16 protein-coding genes are annotated in these 15,562 nt (G+C 53.0%); 15 read left to right on the forward strand and 1 reads right to left on the reverse strand.

Annotated features, from left to right (window positions below):
* Positions 1 to 260 precede the first annotated feature (260 nt).
* Genes ABXT62_RS07620 through ABXT62_RS07670 form a run of 11 tightly spaced genes read left to right on the forward strand, consistent with a single transcriptional unit; the run spans position 261 to position 10,588 of the window.
* Positions 261 to 1,598, forward strand: a complete 1,338-nt coding sequence (locus ABXT62_RS07620; RefSeq protein ID WP_415358004.1) for a Na(+)-translocating NADH-quinone reductase subunit A — start codon at positions 261 to 263, stop codon at positions 1,596 to 1,598.
* Between the two features lie 3 nt (positions 1,599 to 1,601).
* On the forward strand, positions 1,602 to 2,798 hold the full coding sequence (locus ABXT62_RS07625; RefSeq protein ID WP_415358005.1) for an NADH:ubiquinone reductase (Na(+)-transporting) subunit B: 1,197 nt from the start codon (positions 1,602 to 1,604) through the stop codon (positions 2,796 to 2,798).
* A complete protein-coding gene (locus tag ABXT62_RS07630; RefSeq protein ID WP_415358006.1) occupies positions 2,788 to 3,573 on the forward strand; it encodes a Na(+)-translocating NADH-quinone reductase subunit C in 786 nt (261 codons plus the stop codon). The genes ABXT62_RS07625 and ABXT62_RS07630 overlap by 11 nt, the downstream gene beginning before the upstream one ends.
* Before the next feature lie 2 nt (positions 3,574 to 3,575).
* A complete protein-coding gene (locus ABXT62_RS07635; protein WP_415358007.1) occupies positions 3,576 to 4,238 on the forward strand; it encodes an NADH:ubiquinone reductase (Na(+)-transporting) subunit D in 663 nt (220 codons plus the stop codon).
* Positions 4,238 to 4,846: an NADH:ubiquinone reductase (Na(+)-transporting) subunit E gene (gene nqrE / locus ABXT62_RS07640; RefSeq protein ID WP_415358008.1), complete on the forward strand. Its 609-nt coding sequence runs from the start codon at positions 4,238 to 4,240 to the stop codon at positions 4,844 to 4,846. The genes ABXT62_RS07635 and nqrE overlap by 1 nt, the downstream gene beginning before the upstream one ends.
* Positions 4,847 to 4,862: 16 nt before the next feature.
* Positions 4,863 to 6,086 (forward strand): NADH:ubiquinone reductase (Na(+)-transporting) subunit F, encoded by a 1,224-nt coding sequence (gene nqrF / locus ABXT62_RS07645; protein ID WP_415358009.1) that lies wholly within the window; start codon positions 4,863 to 4,865, stop codon positions 6,084 to 6,086.
* Between the two features lie 49 nt (positions 6,087 to 6,135).
* Entirely contained in the window at positions 6,136 to 7,131 is a 996-nt protein-coding gene (locus ABXT62_RS07650; RefSeq protein WP_415358010.1) for an FAD:protein FMN transferase, read from the forward strand.
* Positions 7,132 to 7,160: 29 nt separating this feature from the next.
* Positions 7,161 to 7,394, forward strand: coding sequence for a (Na+)-NQR maturation NqrM (gene nqrM, locus ABXT62_RS07655; RefSeq protein ID WP_415358011.1), 234 nt, complete (start codon positions 7,161 to 7,163; stop codon positions 7,392 to 7,394).
* Positions 7,395 to 7,411: 17 nt separating this feature from the next.
* Complete coding sequence (locus tag ABXT62_RS07660) at positions 7,412 to 8,674, forward strand: lipoprotein-releasing ABC transporter permease subunit (protein WP_415358012.1); 1,263 nt, start codon at positions 7,412 to 7,414, stop codon at positions 8,672 to 8,674.
* The gene (locus ABXT62_RS07665) at positions 8,667 to 9,347 is read left to right on the forward strand and encodes an ABC transporter ATP-binding protein (RefSeq protein WP_415358013.1); all 681 of its coding nucleotides are present in this window, start codon (positions 8,667 to 8,669) and stop codon (positions 9,345 to 9,347) included. Before ABXT62_RS07660 ends, ABXT62_RS07665 begins: the two co-directional genes overlap by 8 nt.
* Positions 9,344 to 10,588 carry a lipoprotein-releasing ABC transporter permease subunit gene (locus ABXT62_RS07670; RefSeq protein ID WP_415358014.1) on the forward strand — a complete coding sequence of 415 codons (1,245 nt, stop codon included), beginning with the start codon at positions 9,344 to 9,346 and terminating at the stop codon, positions 10,586 to 10,588. Before ABXT62_RS07665 ends, ABXT62_RS07670 begins: the two co-directional genes overlap by 4 nt.
* Here ABXT62_RS07670 and ABXT62_RS07675 read toward each other — a convergent pair.
* Positions 10,572 to 11,111, reverse strand: a complete 540-nt coding sequence (locus ABXT62_RS07675) for a DUF2062 domain-containing protein (protein WP_415358015.1) — start codon at positions 11,109 to 11,111, stop codon at positions 10,572 to 10,574. The genes ABXT62_RS07670 and ABXT62_RS07675 overlap by 17 nt on opposite strands.
* 187 nt (positions 11,112 to 11,298) lie before the next feature.
* Between ABXT62_RS07675 and ABXT62_RS07680 the strand changes: the two genes are divergently transcribed.
* The 4 genes from ABXT62_RS07680 to kdsB all read left to right on the forward strand — a co-directional run bounded on the left by ABXT62_RS07680 (position 11,299) and on the right by kdsB (position 15,536).
* Positions 11,299 to 13,596, forward strand: a complete 2,298-nt coding sequence (locus ABXT62_RS07680) for a DNA internalization-related competence protein ComEC/Rec2 (protein ID WP_415358016.1) — start codon at positions 11,299 to 11,301, stop codon at positions 13,594 to 13,596.
* A gap of 73 nt (positions 13,597 to 13,669) precedes the next feature.
* Positions 13,670 to 14,293: a MotA/TolQ/ExbB proton channel family protein gene (locus tag ABXT62_RS07685; protein WP_415358017.1), complete on the forward strand. Its 624-nt coding sequence runs from the start codon at positions 13,670 to 13,672 to the stop codon at positions 14,291 to 14,293.
* Complete coding sequence (locus tag ABXT62_RS07690) at positions 14,290 to 14,739, forward strand: ExbD/TolR family protein (protein WP_415358018.1); 450 nt, start codon at positions 14,290 to 14,292, stop codon at positions 14,737 to 14,739. The genes ABXT62_RS07685 and ABXT62_RS07690 overlap by 4 nt, the downstream gene beginning before the upstream one ends.
* Before the next feature lie 32 nt (positions 14,740 to 14,771).
* The gene (gene kdsB, locus ABXT62_RS07695) at positions 14,772 to 15,536 is read left to right on the forward strand and encodes a 3-deoxy-manno-octulosonate cytidylyltransferase (protein ID WP_415358019.1); all 765 of its coding nucleotides are present in this window, start codon (positions 14,772 to 14,774) and stop codon (positions 15,534 to 15,536) included.
* The last annotated feature ends 26 nt before the right edge of the window (positions 15,537 to 15,562 follow it).

Here is a 15,562-nt window from a genome sequence, read left to right on the forward strand (position 1 = left end):
GTCGGCAAACTCACAGTGTTCTTGCTCGGCTGCCCTCATGGGACTAATTTCATCTCAAAATCACACAAACACTGAGGCATTGTGGTGTTTTGCGTGTCCATTCCGCTATAATGCGCGCGGTCAAGATTGCCCACTCAAATGTAGCGCGATCATGACTTTAGGCTCAGCAGTAGTCGGTATTATCGGCTCGGATTACCTCGGAGAGCTCTCCGGGATGGTATCAATACAATCACATTTTTTGGATGCTGTAGGCAGATCGCATGATCAAGATTAAACGGGGCCTGGATATTCCTATTTTGGGAGCCCCTCGGCAAGTAATCGAAGATGCGCCCCTGGCGCGAGCGGCGGCCTTAGTCGGCTTCGATTACGTCGGAATGAAGCCCACTATGGCGGTGCAGGAAGGTGAGCGCGTCAAGCTTGGACAGCTACTGTTCACTGACAAGAAGACCGAAGGTGTGCGCTATACGGCTCCCGCAGCAGGTGTAGTGGCGGCGATTAATCGCGGTGCCAAAAGGGTGCTGCAGTCTGTGGTCATTGATGTTGATGGCGACGCCGCCGAGGTATTTCAGACCTGTTCTGCGCACGACGTGCCTGACGCAGAAGCTATTCGCAATCAGTTGGTTCTCAGCGGGCAGTGGACGGCGCTACGGACCCGACCATACAGCAAGGTGCCTTCGCCACAATCGGAGGCCGCCGCCATATTCGTGACCGCCATGGACTCCCATCCATTAGCGGCAGACCCCACATTATTTATCTCCGAACAAGCCGAGGCTTTCTGTCTGGGACAGGACCTCCTGGCTCGGCTGACAGCGGGGAAATTATACCTGTGCAAGGCCGCCGGTGCCCAAGTGCCAAAAGGCAATGCCCCCAATATAGAGGTCACTGAATTTGACGGCCCACACCCGTCGGGTTTGGCTGGAACCCACGTGCACTACCTGCAGGCTGTGGGCGCGAGTAAAACGGTCTGGACCATTGGTTATCAAGACGTCATCGCTATAGGCCGTCTTTTTTTGGATGGGCGCGTTTACACAGAGCGTGTCGTCGCCTTATGCGGCCCTCAGGTAGAAAATCCTCGTTTGCTGCGTACACGGCTAGGGGCAGATCTGCGAGCGCTGTGCGCAGGTCAATTGAAGAACGGCGAAAACCGGGTCATTTCTGGCTCGGTGCTTGGCGGACGTGCAGTGCACGCTGGTTCCTCCTACTTGGGCCGTTATCACAACCAGGTTGCCGTCCTATTGGAGGGGCGTGAACGGGAGTTTATGGGTTGGGCGTCGCCTGGCTTTGAGAAACATTCTAATATGGGTGTTTATGTCACCAGTGTTTTTGGCTCTAAGCCCCTTGCCATGACGACCAATACACACGGTAGCGACAGGGCCATGGTGCCGGTGGGTAGTTACGAGAAAATTATGCCGCTTGATATTTTACCCACTCAATTGCTGCGCGCATTGATCGTCGGCGATACGGAGATGGCTCAGGCGCTCGGCTGTTTGGAGTTGGAAGAAGAAGACCTTGCGCTGTGCACCTATGTTTGCCCCGGTAAATACGAGTACGGTCCCATCCTGCGGGATAACCTGACACGCATCGAGACGGAGGGTTAGATCGTGGGGCTGAGACGAATTCTTGATGACATGGAACCCCATTTTCAGGAAGGTGGGCGCTTGCAGAAGTGGTTTGCGGTGTTTGAGGTGTTTGATACTTTCCTTTACGCGCCCAACTCCGTCACCAAATCGACTGCGCACGTCCGCGATGGAATCGATCTCAAGCGGATTATGATTACGGTATGGCTGGCCACGTTCCCCGCTATGTTTTATGGGATGTACAACGTCGGGTTTCAGGCGATGGAGTATATGCCCGACGGTTTTGCTCTTGAAGGTTGGCGTGGTTCACTGGTTGAGATGTTCGGGGGGTATGACGGCAGTAGCATTTGGAATTGTATCTGGTACGGCGCGTTATTCTTCGTGCCCATCTACGCGGTTACCTTTTTGGTTGGGATTAGCTGGGAGTTTCTATTCGCGATTAAACGCGGACATGAAGTGAACGAAGGTTTTTTCGTTACGTCAGTGTTGTTTGCGCTCATCTGCCCACCTGATGTGCCTTTGTGGCAAGTGGCGCTTGGCATCAGTTTCGGTGTAGTCGTGGCTAAAGAGATTTTCGGTGGAACGGGGAAAAACTTCCTCAATCCCGCCTTGGCTGGACGCGCGTTCCTGTATTTTGCCTATCCGGTTCAGTTGTCGGGAGATGCAGTGTGGGTTGCAGTCGATGGTGTAACCGCTGCCACACCGCTAGCACTGATTGCTTCCGGCGGTATCGAGATGTTGCAGCAACAGTGGACGTGGACGCAGGCTTTTGTCGGCGCGATACCCGGTTCCATAGGTGAGACGTCTACTTTAGCCATATCGCTCGGCATGGTATTGCTACTGGTGACACGGGTTGCCTCCTACAGGATTATCCTTGGAGTATTTCTTGGCATGGTGGTGTTCTCAGGACTGCTGAACGCGATCGGATCGGACAATAATCCCGCATTTGCAACGCCCTGGTACTGGCATTTGGTGACGGGTGGGTTTGCCTTTGGAATGGTTTTCATGGCGACCGAACCGGTCTCTGGAGCTATGACGAATACGGGCAAGTGGGCCTATGGGGCATTAATCGGCGTCATGACGGTACTCATACGCGTCGTCAACCCGGCATTCCCCGAGGGCATTATGCTGGCGATCTTATTTTCCAATTTGTTTGCGCCGCTGATAGATCACTTTGTGGTTCAGGCCAATATTAAACGGAGGCTTGCACGTGTCCAGTAATGACAGCACCTCAAAAACACTGATGGTAGCGCTTGCGCTTTGCATCGTTTGTTCAGTGATAGTTTCTGGCGCCGCGGTGATTCTCAAACCCATCCAAGAGATCAATAAAACGCTCGATCGTAAGCGCAACATTCTTGCTGCAGCGGGCATGTTGGAGAAGAGCGCGACCGCAGAGGACATCAATAAGCAGTTCTCGGACATCAATACGCGGGTTGTTGATCTGAACACCGGTAAGTTTGCGGATGATGCCGTGGATCTCGCAAGGTATGACCCGCTTAAAGCGGCCAAGGACCCGGATTTATCTGAGGCCCTTACGACAAAGCAAGATCTGGCCAAGATTTCACGGCGTGAGCAATATGCCGTCGTCTATCTTGTTGAGAATCCGCAAGGCGATATCGAAAAAGTCATTTTGCCGATTCGTGGCTACGGCCTGTGGTCCACCCTCTATGGCTTCATTGCACTGGAGTCTGACGGTAACACGATAGCGGGCCTGGGCTTCTACGAGCATGGGGAAACGCCAGGGCTCGGTGGTGAGGTCGACAACCCGCGATGGAAGGCTTTCTGGCCGGGCAAGCAGGTGTACCGCGATGGTGAGGTTGAGATTGGGCTTGTCAAAGGTTCCGTCGACCCTGCTGACGTCGACGCTCCGTGGGAGGTCGACGGCCTCGCCGGTGCGACACTGACCAGTAAAGGGGTGACGAATCTTGTGCATTTCTGGCTGGGTAAAAACGGCTTCGAGCCCTTTCTTAACAACCTACAAGCAGGGGAGGCCTAGTTATGCAAGCCATCAAAGAAACGCTTACCGGTCCAATTTTTAAGAATAATCCAATCGCGTTGCAGATTCTGGGCGTTTGTTCCGCGTTAGCCGTCACCTCGTCAATGAAAGTGACGTTGGTGATGTGCGTGGCATTGACACTCGTCACAGCGTTTTCCGGTATGTTCATTTCGATCATCCGAGCACATATTCCAAGCAGCATCCGTATCATTGTGCAGATGGTTATTATCGCCTCGCTGGTGATTGTGGTGGACCAGTTTCTGAAGGCTTATGCGTTTGGCATCAGTAAGCAGCTTTCGGTGTTTGTCGGACTTATCATCACCAACTGTATTGTCATGGGTCGCGCCGAGGCGTTTGCCATGAAGAATCCTCCTATGGCCAGCTTTGTTGACGGCATAGGAAACGGCCTTGGGTACAGTGTGGTATTGATATCCGTGGCGTTTGTGCGAGAGGTATTAGGCTCTGGCAAGCTGATGGGCTTTGAGGTTTTACCACTTGTTACTGATGGCGGTTGGTATGTCCCAAACGGGCTGCTGTTATTGCCGCCCAGCGCGTTTTTCCTGATCGGTGGTTTTATCTGGGTGCTGCGCAGTGTGCGCAAAGACCAAGTGGAAGCGACCGAATTTAAACTTGCGAGCCATACAGCGGTAAGGGAGGGTGCGTAATGGAGGCCCTGCTAAGCTTATTCGTTCGCTCTATATTTATTGAAAATATGGCACTCGCGTTCTTTTTAGGCATGTGTACGTTTTTAGCAATCTCCAAGAAGGTTCAAGCGGCCATCGGTTTGGGCATTGCCGTGACGGTGGTGTTGACAATCACCGTGCCGGTCAATAATTTGATTTATCACTACTTGCTGGCCGATGGAGCGCTAGCGTGGGCCGGGTTGCCTGATATGGATCTGAGCTTCTTGGGTCTGCTCTCTTATATCGGTGTGATTGCGGCTATCGTGCAAATAATGGAAATGTTTCTCGATAAATTTATGCCAGCACTCTACAACGCATTGGGCGTGTTCCTGCCGTTGATAACAGTCAACTGCGCAATCCTCGGTGCTGCGTTATTTATGGTAGAGCGAGATTATGGGTTTGCCGAAAGTGTCGTCTTTGGCCTCGGCTCTGGGGTAGGGTGGGCACTTGCCGTCATTGCACTGGCGGGTATTCGCGAAAAGCTCAAATACTCTGATGTACCGGAAGGTCTGCAGGGTCTGGGAATCACTTTTATTACCGCTGGCCTCATGGCCATGGGCTTTATGTCCTTTGGCGGTATCGATATCTAGGCGGGATTAAACTGAGATGGATATAACAATTATTTTCGGTGTTGGCATGTTTACGGCGATTGTCCTTGCGCTAGTGGCAGTCATTCTTTATGCGCGCTCCTATTTAGTGAGCACGGGTGAGGTGCATATCCTGATTAACGGCGAGAAGCGCATTACCGTCCCTGCGGGTGGCAAGCTACTGCAGACATTGTCTGAAGCTGATTTGTTTTTACCGTCTGCTTGCGGTGGCGGAGGGACTTGTGCCCAGTGTAAATGCATCATCACTGAAGGTGGTGGGTCGATGTTGCCGACCGAAGAAGGCCATTTTAATCGACGTGAAGCCGCAGAGGGCTGGCGGCTGAGCTGTCAGACCGCCGTCAAGCAAGATATGGAAATTCTGGTTCCGGATGAGGTGTTCGGCGTCAAACAGTGGGAATGTACCGTTGAGTCCAATCCCAACGTGGCTACCTTTATTAAAGAGTTAACGCTGCGGTTGCCGGAAGGGGAGAATGTCAATTTTCGTGCTGGCGGCTATGTGCAGTTGGAGTGTCCCCCGCATCACGTCAAATATTCTGACTTTGATGTAGACGAGGAATATCGCGGTGATTGGGATCGGTTCGGCTTCTTCAAACTCGAGTCAATTGTCGACGAAACGGTTATTCGGGCCTACTCCATGGCGAATTATCCGCAAGAAGAGGGCGTGGTGAAATTCAATATTCGTATTGCCAGTCCTCCACCAGGCAGCCAAGGTATTCCCTGCGGTCTGATGTCTTCGTGGGCCTTTAATCTCAAGCCAGGCGACAAAGTGAAGGTATACGGTCCCTTTGGTGAGTTTTTTGCCAAGGAGACTAAAGCAGAGATGGTGTTTATCGGCGGCGGCGCCGGCATGGCACCGATGCGGTCACTGCTGTTTGATCAGTTAAGGCGACTGCATACCGATCGAAAAATCTCTTTTTGGTATGGCGCCCGATCGCTGCGAGAGATGTTCTACGTTGAAGAGTACGATCAACTGGCGCAAGAAAATGAAAACTTCGAATGGAATGTTGCATTGTCCGATCCTCAGCCTGAAGATGGTTGGGAGGGTTCCACCGGATTTATTCACAATGTCTTGTTTGAAGAGTACCTGAAAAATCACCCGGCACCAGAAGATTGTGAATACTACATGTGTGGTCCGCCGATGATGAATGCGGCGGTTATACAGATGCTAACGTCTCTGGGAGTGGAGCCGGAGAATATCATGCTCGACGATTTCGGTGGTTAAACCTACTTTTGCGTCGTTGCAAAGCCACTCTCGTGAGTGGCTTTTTTGTTTGCTTGCGCTGATTCTCCTCGCGGGCTGTGATCGCCAAACGCCGCCTGTGCAGCTCGGCGGTGACATTATGGGCACTACGTGGGGTGTCAGCTATATCGAGGGGCCACCTGAGCTCACTCCGGGCCAGGTACAGCAAGGGGTTGAGGCGTTGCTGGCGCAGGTTAATCTGAGCATGTCTACCTACCGCACTGATTCCGAGATTAGCACGTTCAATGCGATTGATACGCAGACATGGTTTTCATCTTCGGCCGAATTCTTCGCAGTTCTTAAGGCGGCGCTCGACGTTGGCCAAAAGAGCAAAGGCGCTTACGACGTGACGGTCGGCGCACTGGTTGATTTGTGGGGTTTTGGTCCGGGCGATATAGTAGATGCGCCCCCCGCACAAGATGAGATAGCGGATCTGATGAGTCGAGTAGGACAGTCTAATCTTCGCCTAGATGTTCAGAACCGCAGTATTCTAAAGCAGAGTGATCTGTCTGTTGATGTGTCTTCGCTGGCTAAGGGCTATGCCGTCGATCGAGTCGCTGAGTGGCTGTCGGCGCAGGGCGTTAGACGCTACATGGTGGAAGTCGGTGGGGAGATGCGTTTGTCTGGACTCAGTGGTCGGGGCGATCCGTGGCGGATAGCGATCGAGGAGCCAAAAATCAGCGAGCGTTCTATTGCGATCACGTTAAGCTTGACGGATGTGGCAATCGCGACCTCGGGGGACTACCGCAATTATTTTGAAGCTAATGGTCGTCGCTACTCCCATAGCATTGACCCTAGAACCGGATACCCCGTTACGCATGATTTAGTGTCTGTTACTGTGGTGCATCAAAGCTGTATGATGGCCGATGCGTGGGCCACTGCTCTCACTGTCCTTGGGGCCGAGAAAGCAATGGCGGTAGCGCAAGCACAAGGATTGGCGGTATATTTCATTCGGAGGCTAGATGATGAGTTTGTGCACAGTCAAACACCGTTATTTTCGGCCTATCTACCGGCTGCAGAACTTTAGTGTTTACCTCTAAATAGAAGAGCTGTTATATGACATTATTTTTGATCAGTATATTGGTGATGGGTTTGGTTATGGCAGGCATGGCCGTTGGCGTGTTGGCGGGACGTGCGCCAATTAAAGGTTCCTGCGGAGGCATGGGAGCGCTGGGTGTCGACACAGCCTGTGACCTCTGTGGAGGGAACCCCCAACGCTGCGAAGAGGAGACTCGCAGCACGGAACCGGGCAAGGACAATCCCTCGCAGTATTACCGAGCGGATAAATAGAGCCGGATGATTCTCGGTTGAGATTTCTCCGTAACCCGATGCTGAATTACGCACCCTTTATTGGTATACGCTACAGCTTTAGTCGCAAACGTAATCGATTCACGTCTGTTATCGCTACAGTCTCCATGCTGGGAATGGTCTTGGGCGTTGCGAGTCTCATTGTGGTGTTAGCCGTGATGAATGGCTTTGCGGGTGAGTTGCGGGGTCGAATTTTGTCTCTTGTGCCGCACGGTTTCGTGGAGAGTACAGGGGAGGGGGTTGGACAGTGGCGTGACCTGCTGAGCGACATTGAAGGCATGGAGGGCGTAGTCGCCGTTTCACCGTACATTACAGAAAAAGCCATTCTTGGTACTGCTTATATGCAGCGTGGTGCTGTGATCACCGCCATTGATCCTCAACTCGAAAGTAAGGTGTCAGGCCTCGCCAATGCGATGATCACTGGCGATCTTCAGAGTCTCGAGAATGGCGGCTTCAACGTTGTGCTAGGCGCTTCACTCGCCAACATTTTGAGAGTCGGTCTCGGAGATTATGTCGACGTCACTGTGCCTCGCCTGACCGTTACGCCTCTGGGTATGTTCCCTCGCAACAAACGGCTGCAGGTGACCGGCCTGTTTGAAATCGGTGCGCAGCCTGATGCCTTTCAGGCCTATGTGTCGCTTGCGACAGGCCAAAAGTTACTCGGCAGCAAGGGCCGAGTCGATGGCTTGCAGATCAAAACCCGTGATCTGTTTGCAGCGCCTGAAATCATGCGCGGTGTGGCCATACAGCTTCCCGATACTTATTCGGTAAAGGATTGGAGCCAGACACAAGGTTCGCTGTTTAGCGCAGTAAAATTGGAAAAGCTCATGGTGAGTTTATTGCTGCTGAGTGTCGTGGCGGTTGCCGCGTTCAATATCGTCTCAACATTGGTGATGTCAGTGGCGGAGAAACGCCGAGACATCGCCGTATTGCGCACGATGGGTGCAAGGGCGGGCGGCATCATGGCTATTTTTGTCGCTCATGGGTTGGCGCTTTCGGGTGTTGGAATTACCGTCGGTGCCCTGGTAGGCGTATTTCTGGCCACCAATATTGCCACCATTATCGCTGCCCTGGAGCGTACACTGGGCATGAAGCTATTCGATCCGTCAGTGTATTTTATCAGTGAATTGCCCGCCGACTTGCAGAGTTTCGATGTGGCCGTGGTGGTGGCAGCCTCAGTGTTATTGAGTCTTCTGGCCACTCTCTATCCCGCCTGGCGTGCGGCCTGTATCGCGCCTGCAGAGGTATTGCGTTATGAGTAAAGTGGTATTGCAGTGCGAGGGATTATCGCGCGTTTATGAAGATGGCGACCGCTCCGTAACCGTTTTGCGTGGTGTTGATCTGACGCTACTTTCCGGCGAAAAAATTGCTGTGGTTGGCGGGTCCGGTTCAGGAAAATCCACGCTCTTAAATCTGCTGGGTGGCCTGGATAATCCCAGTAACGGCCGGGTTCTAATGAACGGCAAAGATTTGTCTAAACTCGATGAACGGGCATTGTGCCAGCTGCGTAATTCGCAATTGGGTTTTGTTTATCAGTTTCATCATTTATTGCCGGAATTTGATGCGCGGGAAAATGTCGCGATGCCTCTGTTGATTGGAGGAACGGTACGAAAAGACGCCTGGCTTATTGCGGAGGCCATGCTGGAGCGTGTCGGTATGGCGCACCGCCTGGCTCATAGGCCTGCGCATTTGTCTGGGGGTGAACGACAGCGCGTGGCAATTGCTCGGGCGCTGGTTGCTCGTCCAGACTGCGTTTTGCTGGATGAGCCGACTGGAAACCTAGACCCCACCTCTGCAGGACAGGTGCTGGATTTGATCGATGAGCTCGGTCAGGATGAGGCTTCTTTTGTCGTGGTAACTCATGATCCCGCTATTGCCGCGCACATGAATCGTACGCTGGAATTACGTGATGGCATTTTGCAGGAGCTGATGTGACCGGTACAGAGCGACTGCGTATCGCTGTGCGTTATACCTTTGCCTTTGGCCAAGGACATTTATCAGCGTTTCTGTCATCGCTGTCGATACTGGGGCTGGTGCTGGCAATCAGTCTACTGATTATTGTGCTCTCTGTTATGAACGGCTTCGATAAGGAAATGCGTGAGCGGATACTCTCTTTGGTGCCACATATTACGATGTACTCTGACATGCCTATTGGTGATTGGCACAAGAATGTCGAGTTGCTAAAAGCCCATCCCGACGTGGAACAAGTCATACCTTTCGCTCAATTTGACGCTCTCATTATGCGTGGCACAGACATCGAAACTGTACGCGGAATTGGTCTAGACCCCAGTCAAAATGGTGCTTTTGCGCCGCTTGTGCCCTATCTCGAAGCGCAGCAAGCGGCCCATTTTCGGCAGCAGAAAGACGGACTCATTTTGGGCGCTGGTGTGGCGGAACATTTGGGCGTCACAGTGGGCGAGCGTGTGAACTTGATTGTGCCCGGTGCGGGGCGCACAGGGGAACTCGGGCCTACTCGGTTTAAAACGGTTCAGTTAAGCGCGATATTGAGTACTGGAACTGAGCTTGATCAGTCTGTTGCCCTGGTGCATTTGACGCTCGCGTCTGATCTGGCGGGGCTGCATGGGGAGGTCAGCGGCTTCCGCATTACGACACGCGAACTGTTCAATGTGCAGACTATCGCATGGGATTTACAGCGTACCCTCCCTCCTGGTTTCTACAGTACAAACTGGATGATGACACATGGCAACCTCTATTCGGCGATACAGCTGTCGCGTGATCTGATATCCATACTGTTGTTCTCCATAATCGCGGTGGCTGCGTTTAATGTCGTATCCTCTCTCGTACTGGTGGTGATGGATAAACAGGGCAATATCGCGATTTTGCGCACGCTGGGCGCTACTGGCGCCGATATTGCGTGGGTTTTCGTATTACAGGGTGCCATGATCGGTTTGGTCGGTGTGGTGCTGGGCAGTGTTGCGGGGGCTCTGGGCAGTCAGGCAGTCCCCAGCCTTGTGAGCTGGCTGGAACAACTACTGGGAATGCGATTCCTCAACACGGATGTATACCCGGTGTCGTTTCTACCTATAGATCTGCTGCTGCGAGATGTCATGACCGTTGGTGGGGTTGCTCTAGCGATGTGTGTGATTGCAGCGATTTATCCGGCCAGACGCGCCGCAAAAATGTCACCGGCACTAATACTTAGTCAGGACCGTTAAAGATTCTGGCCTCTCGCTTGCGTTTGCGCTCTTTCCAGAGACGTGCGACACGCCAGCGCCACAGTAGGCTGATCACAAAATAACCGACACATCCGCAAAACAGTCCGCAAATCAGGCACCCCACGAGAAAGGGCTTCCAGATTGCAGCGAGGCTGTTACTCAGCCAGAATACACTCAGTTCAAAGTCAACGTGCTGCAGTGGAACGTCGATAATCAACGCGCCAATTTTGTAGGCCATGAAAAACAGAGGGGCGATGGTAATCGGGTTGGTGACGAATACCAGGCCGACCGATAAAGGTAGATTGCAACGCAACAATACCGCCAGCACTGCTGCTGCAATCGTCTGGCCAGGTATTGGCATAAAGGCGACAAACAGCCCGACAAAAAATGCCATGGCGGCAGAATAACGATTGATATGCCACAGATTGCTGGCATAGATCCAGTTCCCAAGAAAACTCAGCCCTTTAATCTTTCGGATGGTCGCAAGACTGGGGACGATTTTTTGAAGAGCTTCTTTAGGCATTAAATACGTGACCGCAAGTGCGCTGTCATTGACCTTAGGTATGTGATTGACTGGTTACGATACTGTGCCGTAACCGGATCGCGAAGGCCAGTATTATGAACCGCGAGATGGCTATTATGCGCCATCATCGCTGACTTTCAAAATCCAACGACAGAGCCGGACTACTTTGCGTTTAGGGGGTCGCTCTATGCAGTGGATGATTGGCATGGTGTCAGGCACTATCTTTGTCGGCTGGTGGCCGTTTTTACCGTCTTCGGTCTGGTGTGTCTTGTTCGCGGCTATTGCCATGGTTGCACTGTGCTGGAGGACAGTGGCTGCCCGAGTGACGTGCGGATTGGCCTGTGGTTGTTTTCTGGGTCTGGCGCACGGCACGGTGTTGTTGCAACACCGCTTGGTCGATGCGTGTGTCGGGGTTCCGTTAGTCGTCACTGGGACTGTATCTTCGCTGCCCACCGAAAGTCGTATGCTCAACGATGGTTTACGTCAGCGATTCGAATTTTCGGTGCGAGACATATCGCCATCGCGCTGTGTGGGACCCTCGAAGCTCATTCTGTCCTACTATGGCGATTACAAGATTCGTCCTGCAGACGAGTGGCAGTTTGAGGTCAAGCTGCGTAAGCCATGGGGACTTGCGAACCCTGGCTCATTCAATATGCAGGCCTGGCTCGCCCAGCGAGGTGTTGGCGGTGTCGGCAGTATCCGCAAGTCTAGCGAGACACGTCAAGAACCCCAGATCGCAGGTCTCTTTGTAAAACACCATCGTCTTCGCCAGGCCATCAGTGAGCATATGGGTCGTCTTGATCTGAACCCGGAGGTCATCGGTATTTTGCGGGCCATTACCGTGGCAGATAAAGCCGGTATTGATCATCAATTGTGGTTTCTTTTTCAGCAATTCGGGATTAATCATTTGTTGGTGATCTCTGGGCTTCATATCGGCATGATTGCGGGCGTAGGCTATTTGTTAGGCGGTATTGTGCAGCGTCTTTTTTTTACCACAGGATTTTTAAGCGGTTGCCTGCCGGGCGCCCTCGCTCTACTTTTGGCGAGCCTTTACAGTGCTCTGGCGGGCTTTTCGCTCCCTACTCAGCGTGCTTTGTGCATGCTAAGTTGCTTTGTGATAGCCGCCTTGGCGGCGCGCAGAAGCGGCGCATCCAGAAATCTGCTAATGGCGGCAACAGTAGTACTCGCACTCAACCCATTAGCGGCAGTGGGGAGCGGGTTTTGGCTTTCCTTCGGTGCTGTGGCGGCGTTGCTGTGGTTGGCCAAATGGCAGCAGGGCATGGGTGCGATACCTCGGCTGTTCCATACTCATGGGTTCATGTCGCTGGTGATGCTGCCTTTGGGCGCGTTATTCTTTGGTGGTGGCAGCCTGGTTGGGATGCTGGCTAACGTGCTGATGATTCCACTTATCGGCGTGGTGGTAGTGCCTCTGGCGCTTATGGCTGTAGTCACTTTTCTCTGTGGATGGCCGGTAGCGTCAATACTTTGGCAGTTGGCAGGTTGGCCGTTAGAGCAGATCCTGCCATGGGCCAAGGGCCTGTCGAGTATGAGTGGCACATGGTTGTACTTTCCTCTGACAGCTAACCTGCCACAGGTTCTCGCCGGCATAGTGGCGATCATTTTATTGATTCTTCCGGGCAAGAGTTTACTGAAATTATTGGTACCGGTATTGGCGCTGCCTCTGTTGCTGCCGCCGAGTCCGTCATCAAATGTGCCCTCCCTCGACACACGCGTGACCGTGCTGGACGTCGGGCAGGGCACCGCAGTGGTCGTACGCTCAGGAGGCCGCGTGTTGGTATACGATACGGGTGGAGGTAATCCTGATGGGATGAATATGGGTTCGATGGTTATCCTGCCTTTCCTTCAGCTGCAGGGTGTGAATGTGCTGGACACACTGGTGATTAGTCACCCAGATCTTGATCACAGTGCTGGCGCCAAGGATGTGTTGGCTGCGCTGCCCGTTGACCGCTTGCGTTTTGGTGGCGAGGGCCTTCAGTATGGTAAGGGTAGGCCGTGTATCGCAGGCGAATCCTGGCGCTGGCCTGGGGGACAGGTCTTTCAGTTTCTATCTCCGGCGATAGAGACAACGCGTCGCAGCAACGACAGTTCTTGTGTATTACAGATTGAGGTGGGGGACTATCGTTTCTTGCTGCCCGGCGATATTGAGAATGAACGGGAGCGGACACTGGTGCGTTACTGGGGAGAGAAACTCAGCAGCGAATGGCTTCTGGCGGCCCATCACGGCAGTAAAACATCGTCCTCTCTGGCGTTCCTTAAGCACACACGGCCGCAAGCTGCAGTGATCAGTAGCGGCTATGCAAACCGCTTTGGGCATCCGCATTCGAGCGTGATCCAAAGATTACAGGACACGGATGTGTCGCTCTATCACACCGCTGCAGAGGGCGCTCTGGAGTTTAAAATAGTGCCCGGGGAGGCGCTGGAGGTCAGCGCCTACCGAGAAATTCACCGGCGCTACTGGATGTGACACTAGTCCCGCTTCACGCTCCACCTGTGGTGTCGTATAATACGCCAGTATTAAACCTGAATTGGGCGACGTTGTGCTTGAACTGTTAATGGCTGGCGGATGGTTGATGGTGCTGATAGTGCTGTGCTCTATCTTAGTGCTGGCAATTTGTATTGACCGCCTCTATACCCTTAATCCGAAGAAGATCGCACCCCCGCATCTGTTAGCAACAGTCTGGAAGCAACTCAAAAAAGGGGAACTGGACGGGCCTAGGCTACGCACACTGAGACAATCCTCTCCGTTGGGCCGTATTCTTGCGGCGGGATTGGCCAACGCCCATCACGGTCGAGATGTTATGAAGGAAAGCATCCAGGAGGCGGCTGCGCATGTAGTGCACGACTTGGAGCGTTATCTGAATACACTTGGCACAATCGCCGCGGTGGCACCCCTGTTGGGATTGCTCGGTACAGTGGTGGGTATGATTGACGTGTTTGCCGAAATAATGGTGCAGGGTACCGGTAATGCCAGCGCTCTTGCCGGAGGCATCTCAGAGGCCCTGATCACGACGGCTGGAGGGCTGACGGTGGCGATTCCAGCCATTGTGATGCACCGTTATTTTGTTGGCAAAATCGATGCGATCGTAGTTGAGTTGGAGCAGGAGACCATCACGTTGGTTGATGCGCTGCACAGTGAAGAAAATACGGAAGTGACTGTTTGAAGTTTAGACGACACGCGCGTGAAGAGGTCGGCATTAACCTGACACCGCTAATCGACGTGGTTTTTTTGCTGTTGATTTTTTTTATGGTCTCAACCACGTTTACACGTGAGACCCAATTGAGCATTGATTTACCTGAGGCTCAGGGCCAGCCGAAACAAGCGATGGAGGAACCTATTGAGATCTTGATCGATGAGTCTGGCACCTATCGCGTTAATGGCGAGGTCCTGATCGACAACCAGATGCGCACCTTGCAAGCCGCAATATACAGGTTGTCCGCTGGGGACACGACGATGCCTATGTCCATCATGGCCGATGCGCAGGCCGCGCATCAGGATGTTGTAAAGGCAATGGATGCTGCGGGCCAGATGGGCTATGTGCATTTGACGATCACCACCAGGCAGCCAGCGGCTCCGTCAGCATTGTCTGGCGGTCGCGACGGGCGCTGATCTGACCCTACTGTACTTTCACGGAGCTTTGCATGGCATACACAGTAGTTATACCGGCGCGTTACGGGTCGACCCGATTGCCAGGCAAACCTCTGCTCGAGATACAGGGCAAGACGATGGTGCAAAGAGTCTGGGAGCAGGCGTGTCTAAGCGGGGCTGAGCGGGTCGTGATTGCAACCGATGATAGCCGTATAGTAGAGGTCGCTCAGGCCTTTGGTGCTCAGGTGTGCATGACGTCTGTAGAACATTCTTCCGGCACGGACCGCCTGCAGGAAGTCGTTGCGGAACTGGGTTTGGCTGACGACCATCGTGTTGTCAATGTGCAAGGCGATGAACCCCTGATTCCTCCCCAAGTTATTGATCAAGTCGCTGCTAATTTGAGCGCCCATCCGCATGCCAGCATTGCCACGTTGTGCGAGGATATTGACGATATAGAAGACCTCATTAATCCTAATGTGGTTAAAGTCATCAGCGACGCACAAGGCATGGCCTTGTATTTTAGCCGAGCACCTATTCCATGGCCAAGGGATGCGTTTATTCAAGCGCGCGACGTGATGCCCAGTGCCGGAAACTGGTATCGCCATATAGGTCTTTATGCTTACCGGGTTGAGTTTCTGCACCAGTTTGTCAGTTGGCCTGTTGCGCCCGAGGAGCAGTTAGAAAGCTTGGAACAGTTGCGTGCTTTGCACAATGGAGTTGGCATTCATGTCGATAGGGCAGTGCACACTGTCCCTGCCGGCGTTGATACACACGACGATTTACTGCTGGTGCGTAATCTATTAAAAGGAAAGCGTTAAAATTGCCTATTGAGCAGATACGAGAC

The sequence above is a fragment of the Halioglobus sp. Uisw_031 genome, from assembly GCF_047729875.1.
Classification (GTDB): Bacteria; Pseudomonadota; Gammaproteobacteria; order Pseudomonadales; family Halieaceae; genus Marimicrobium.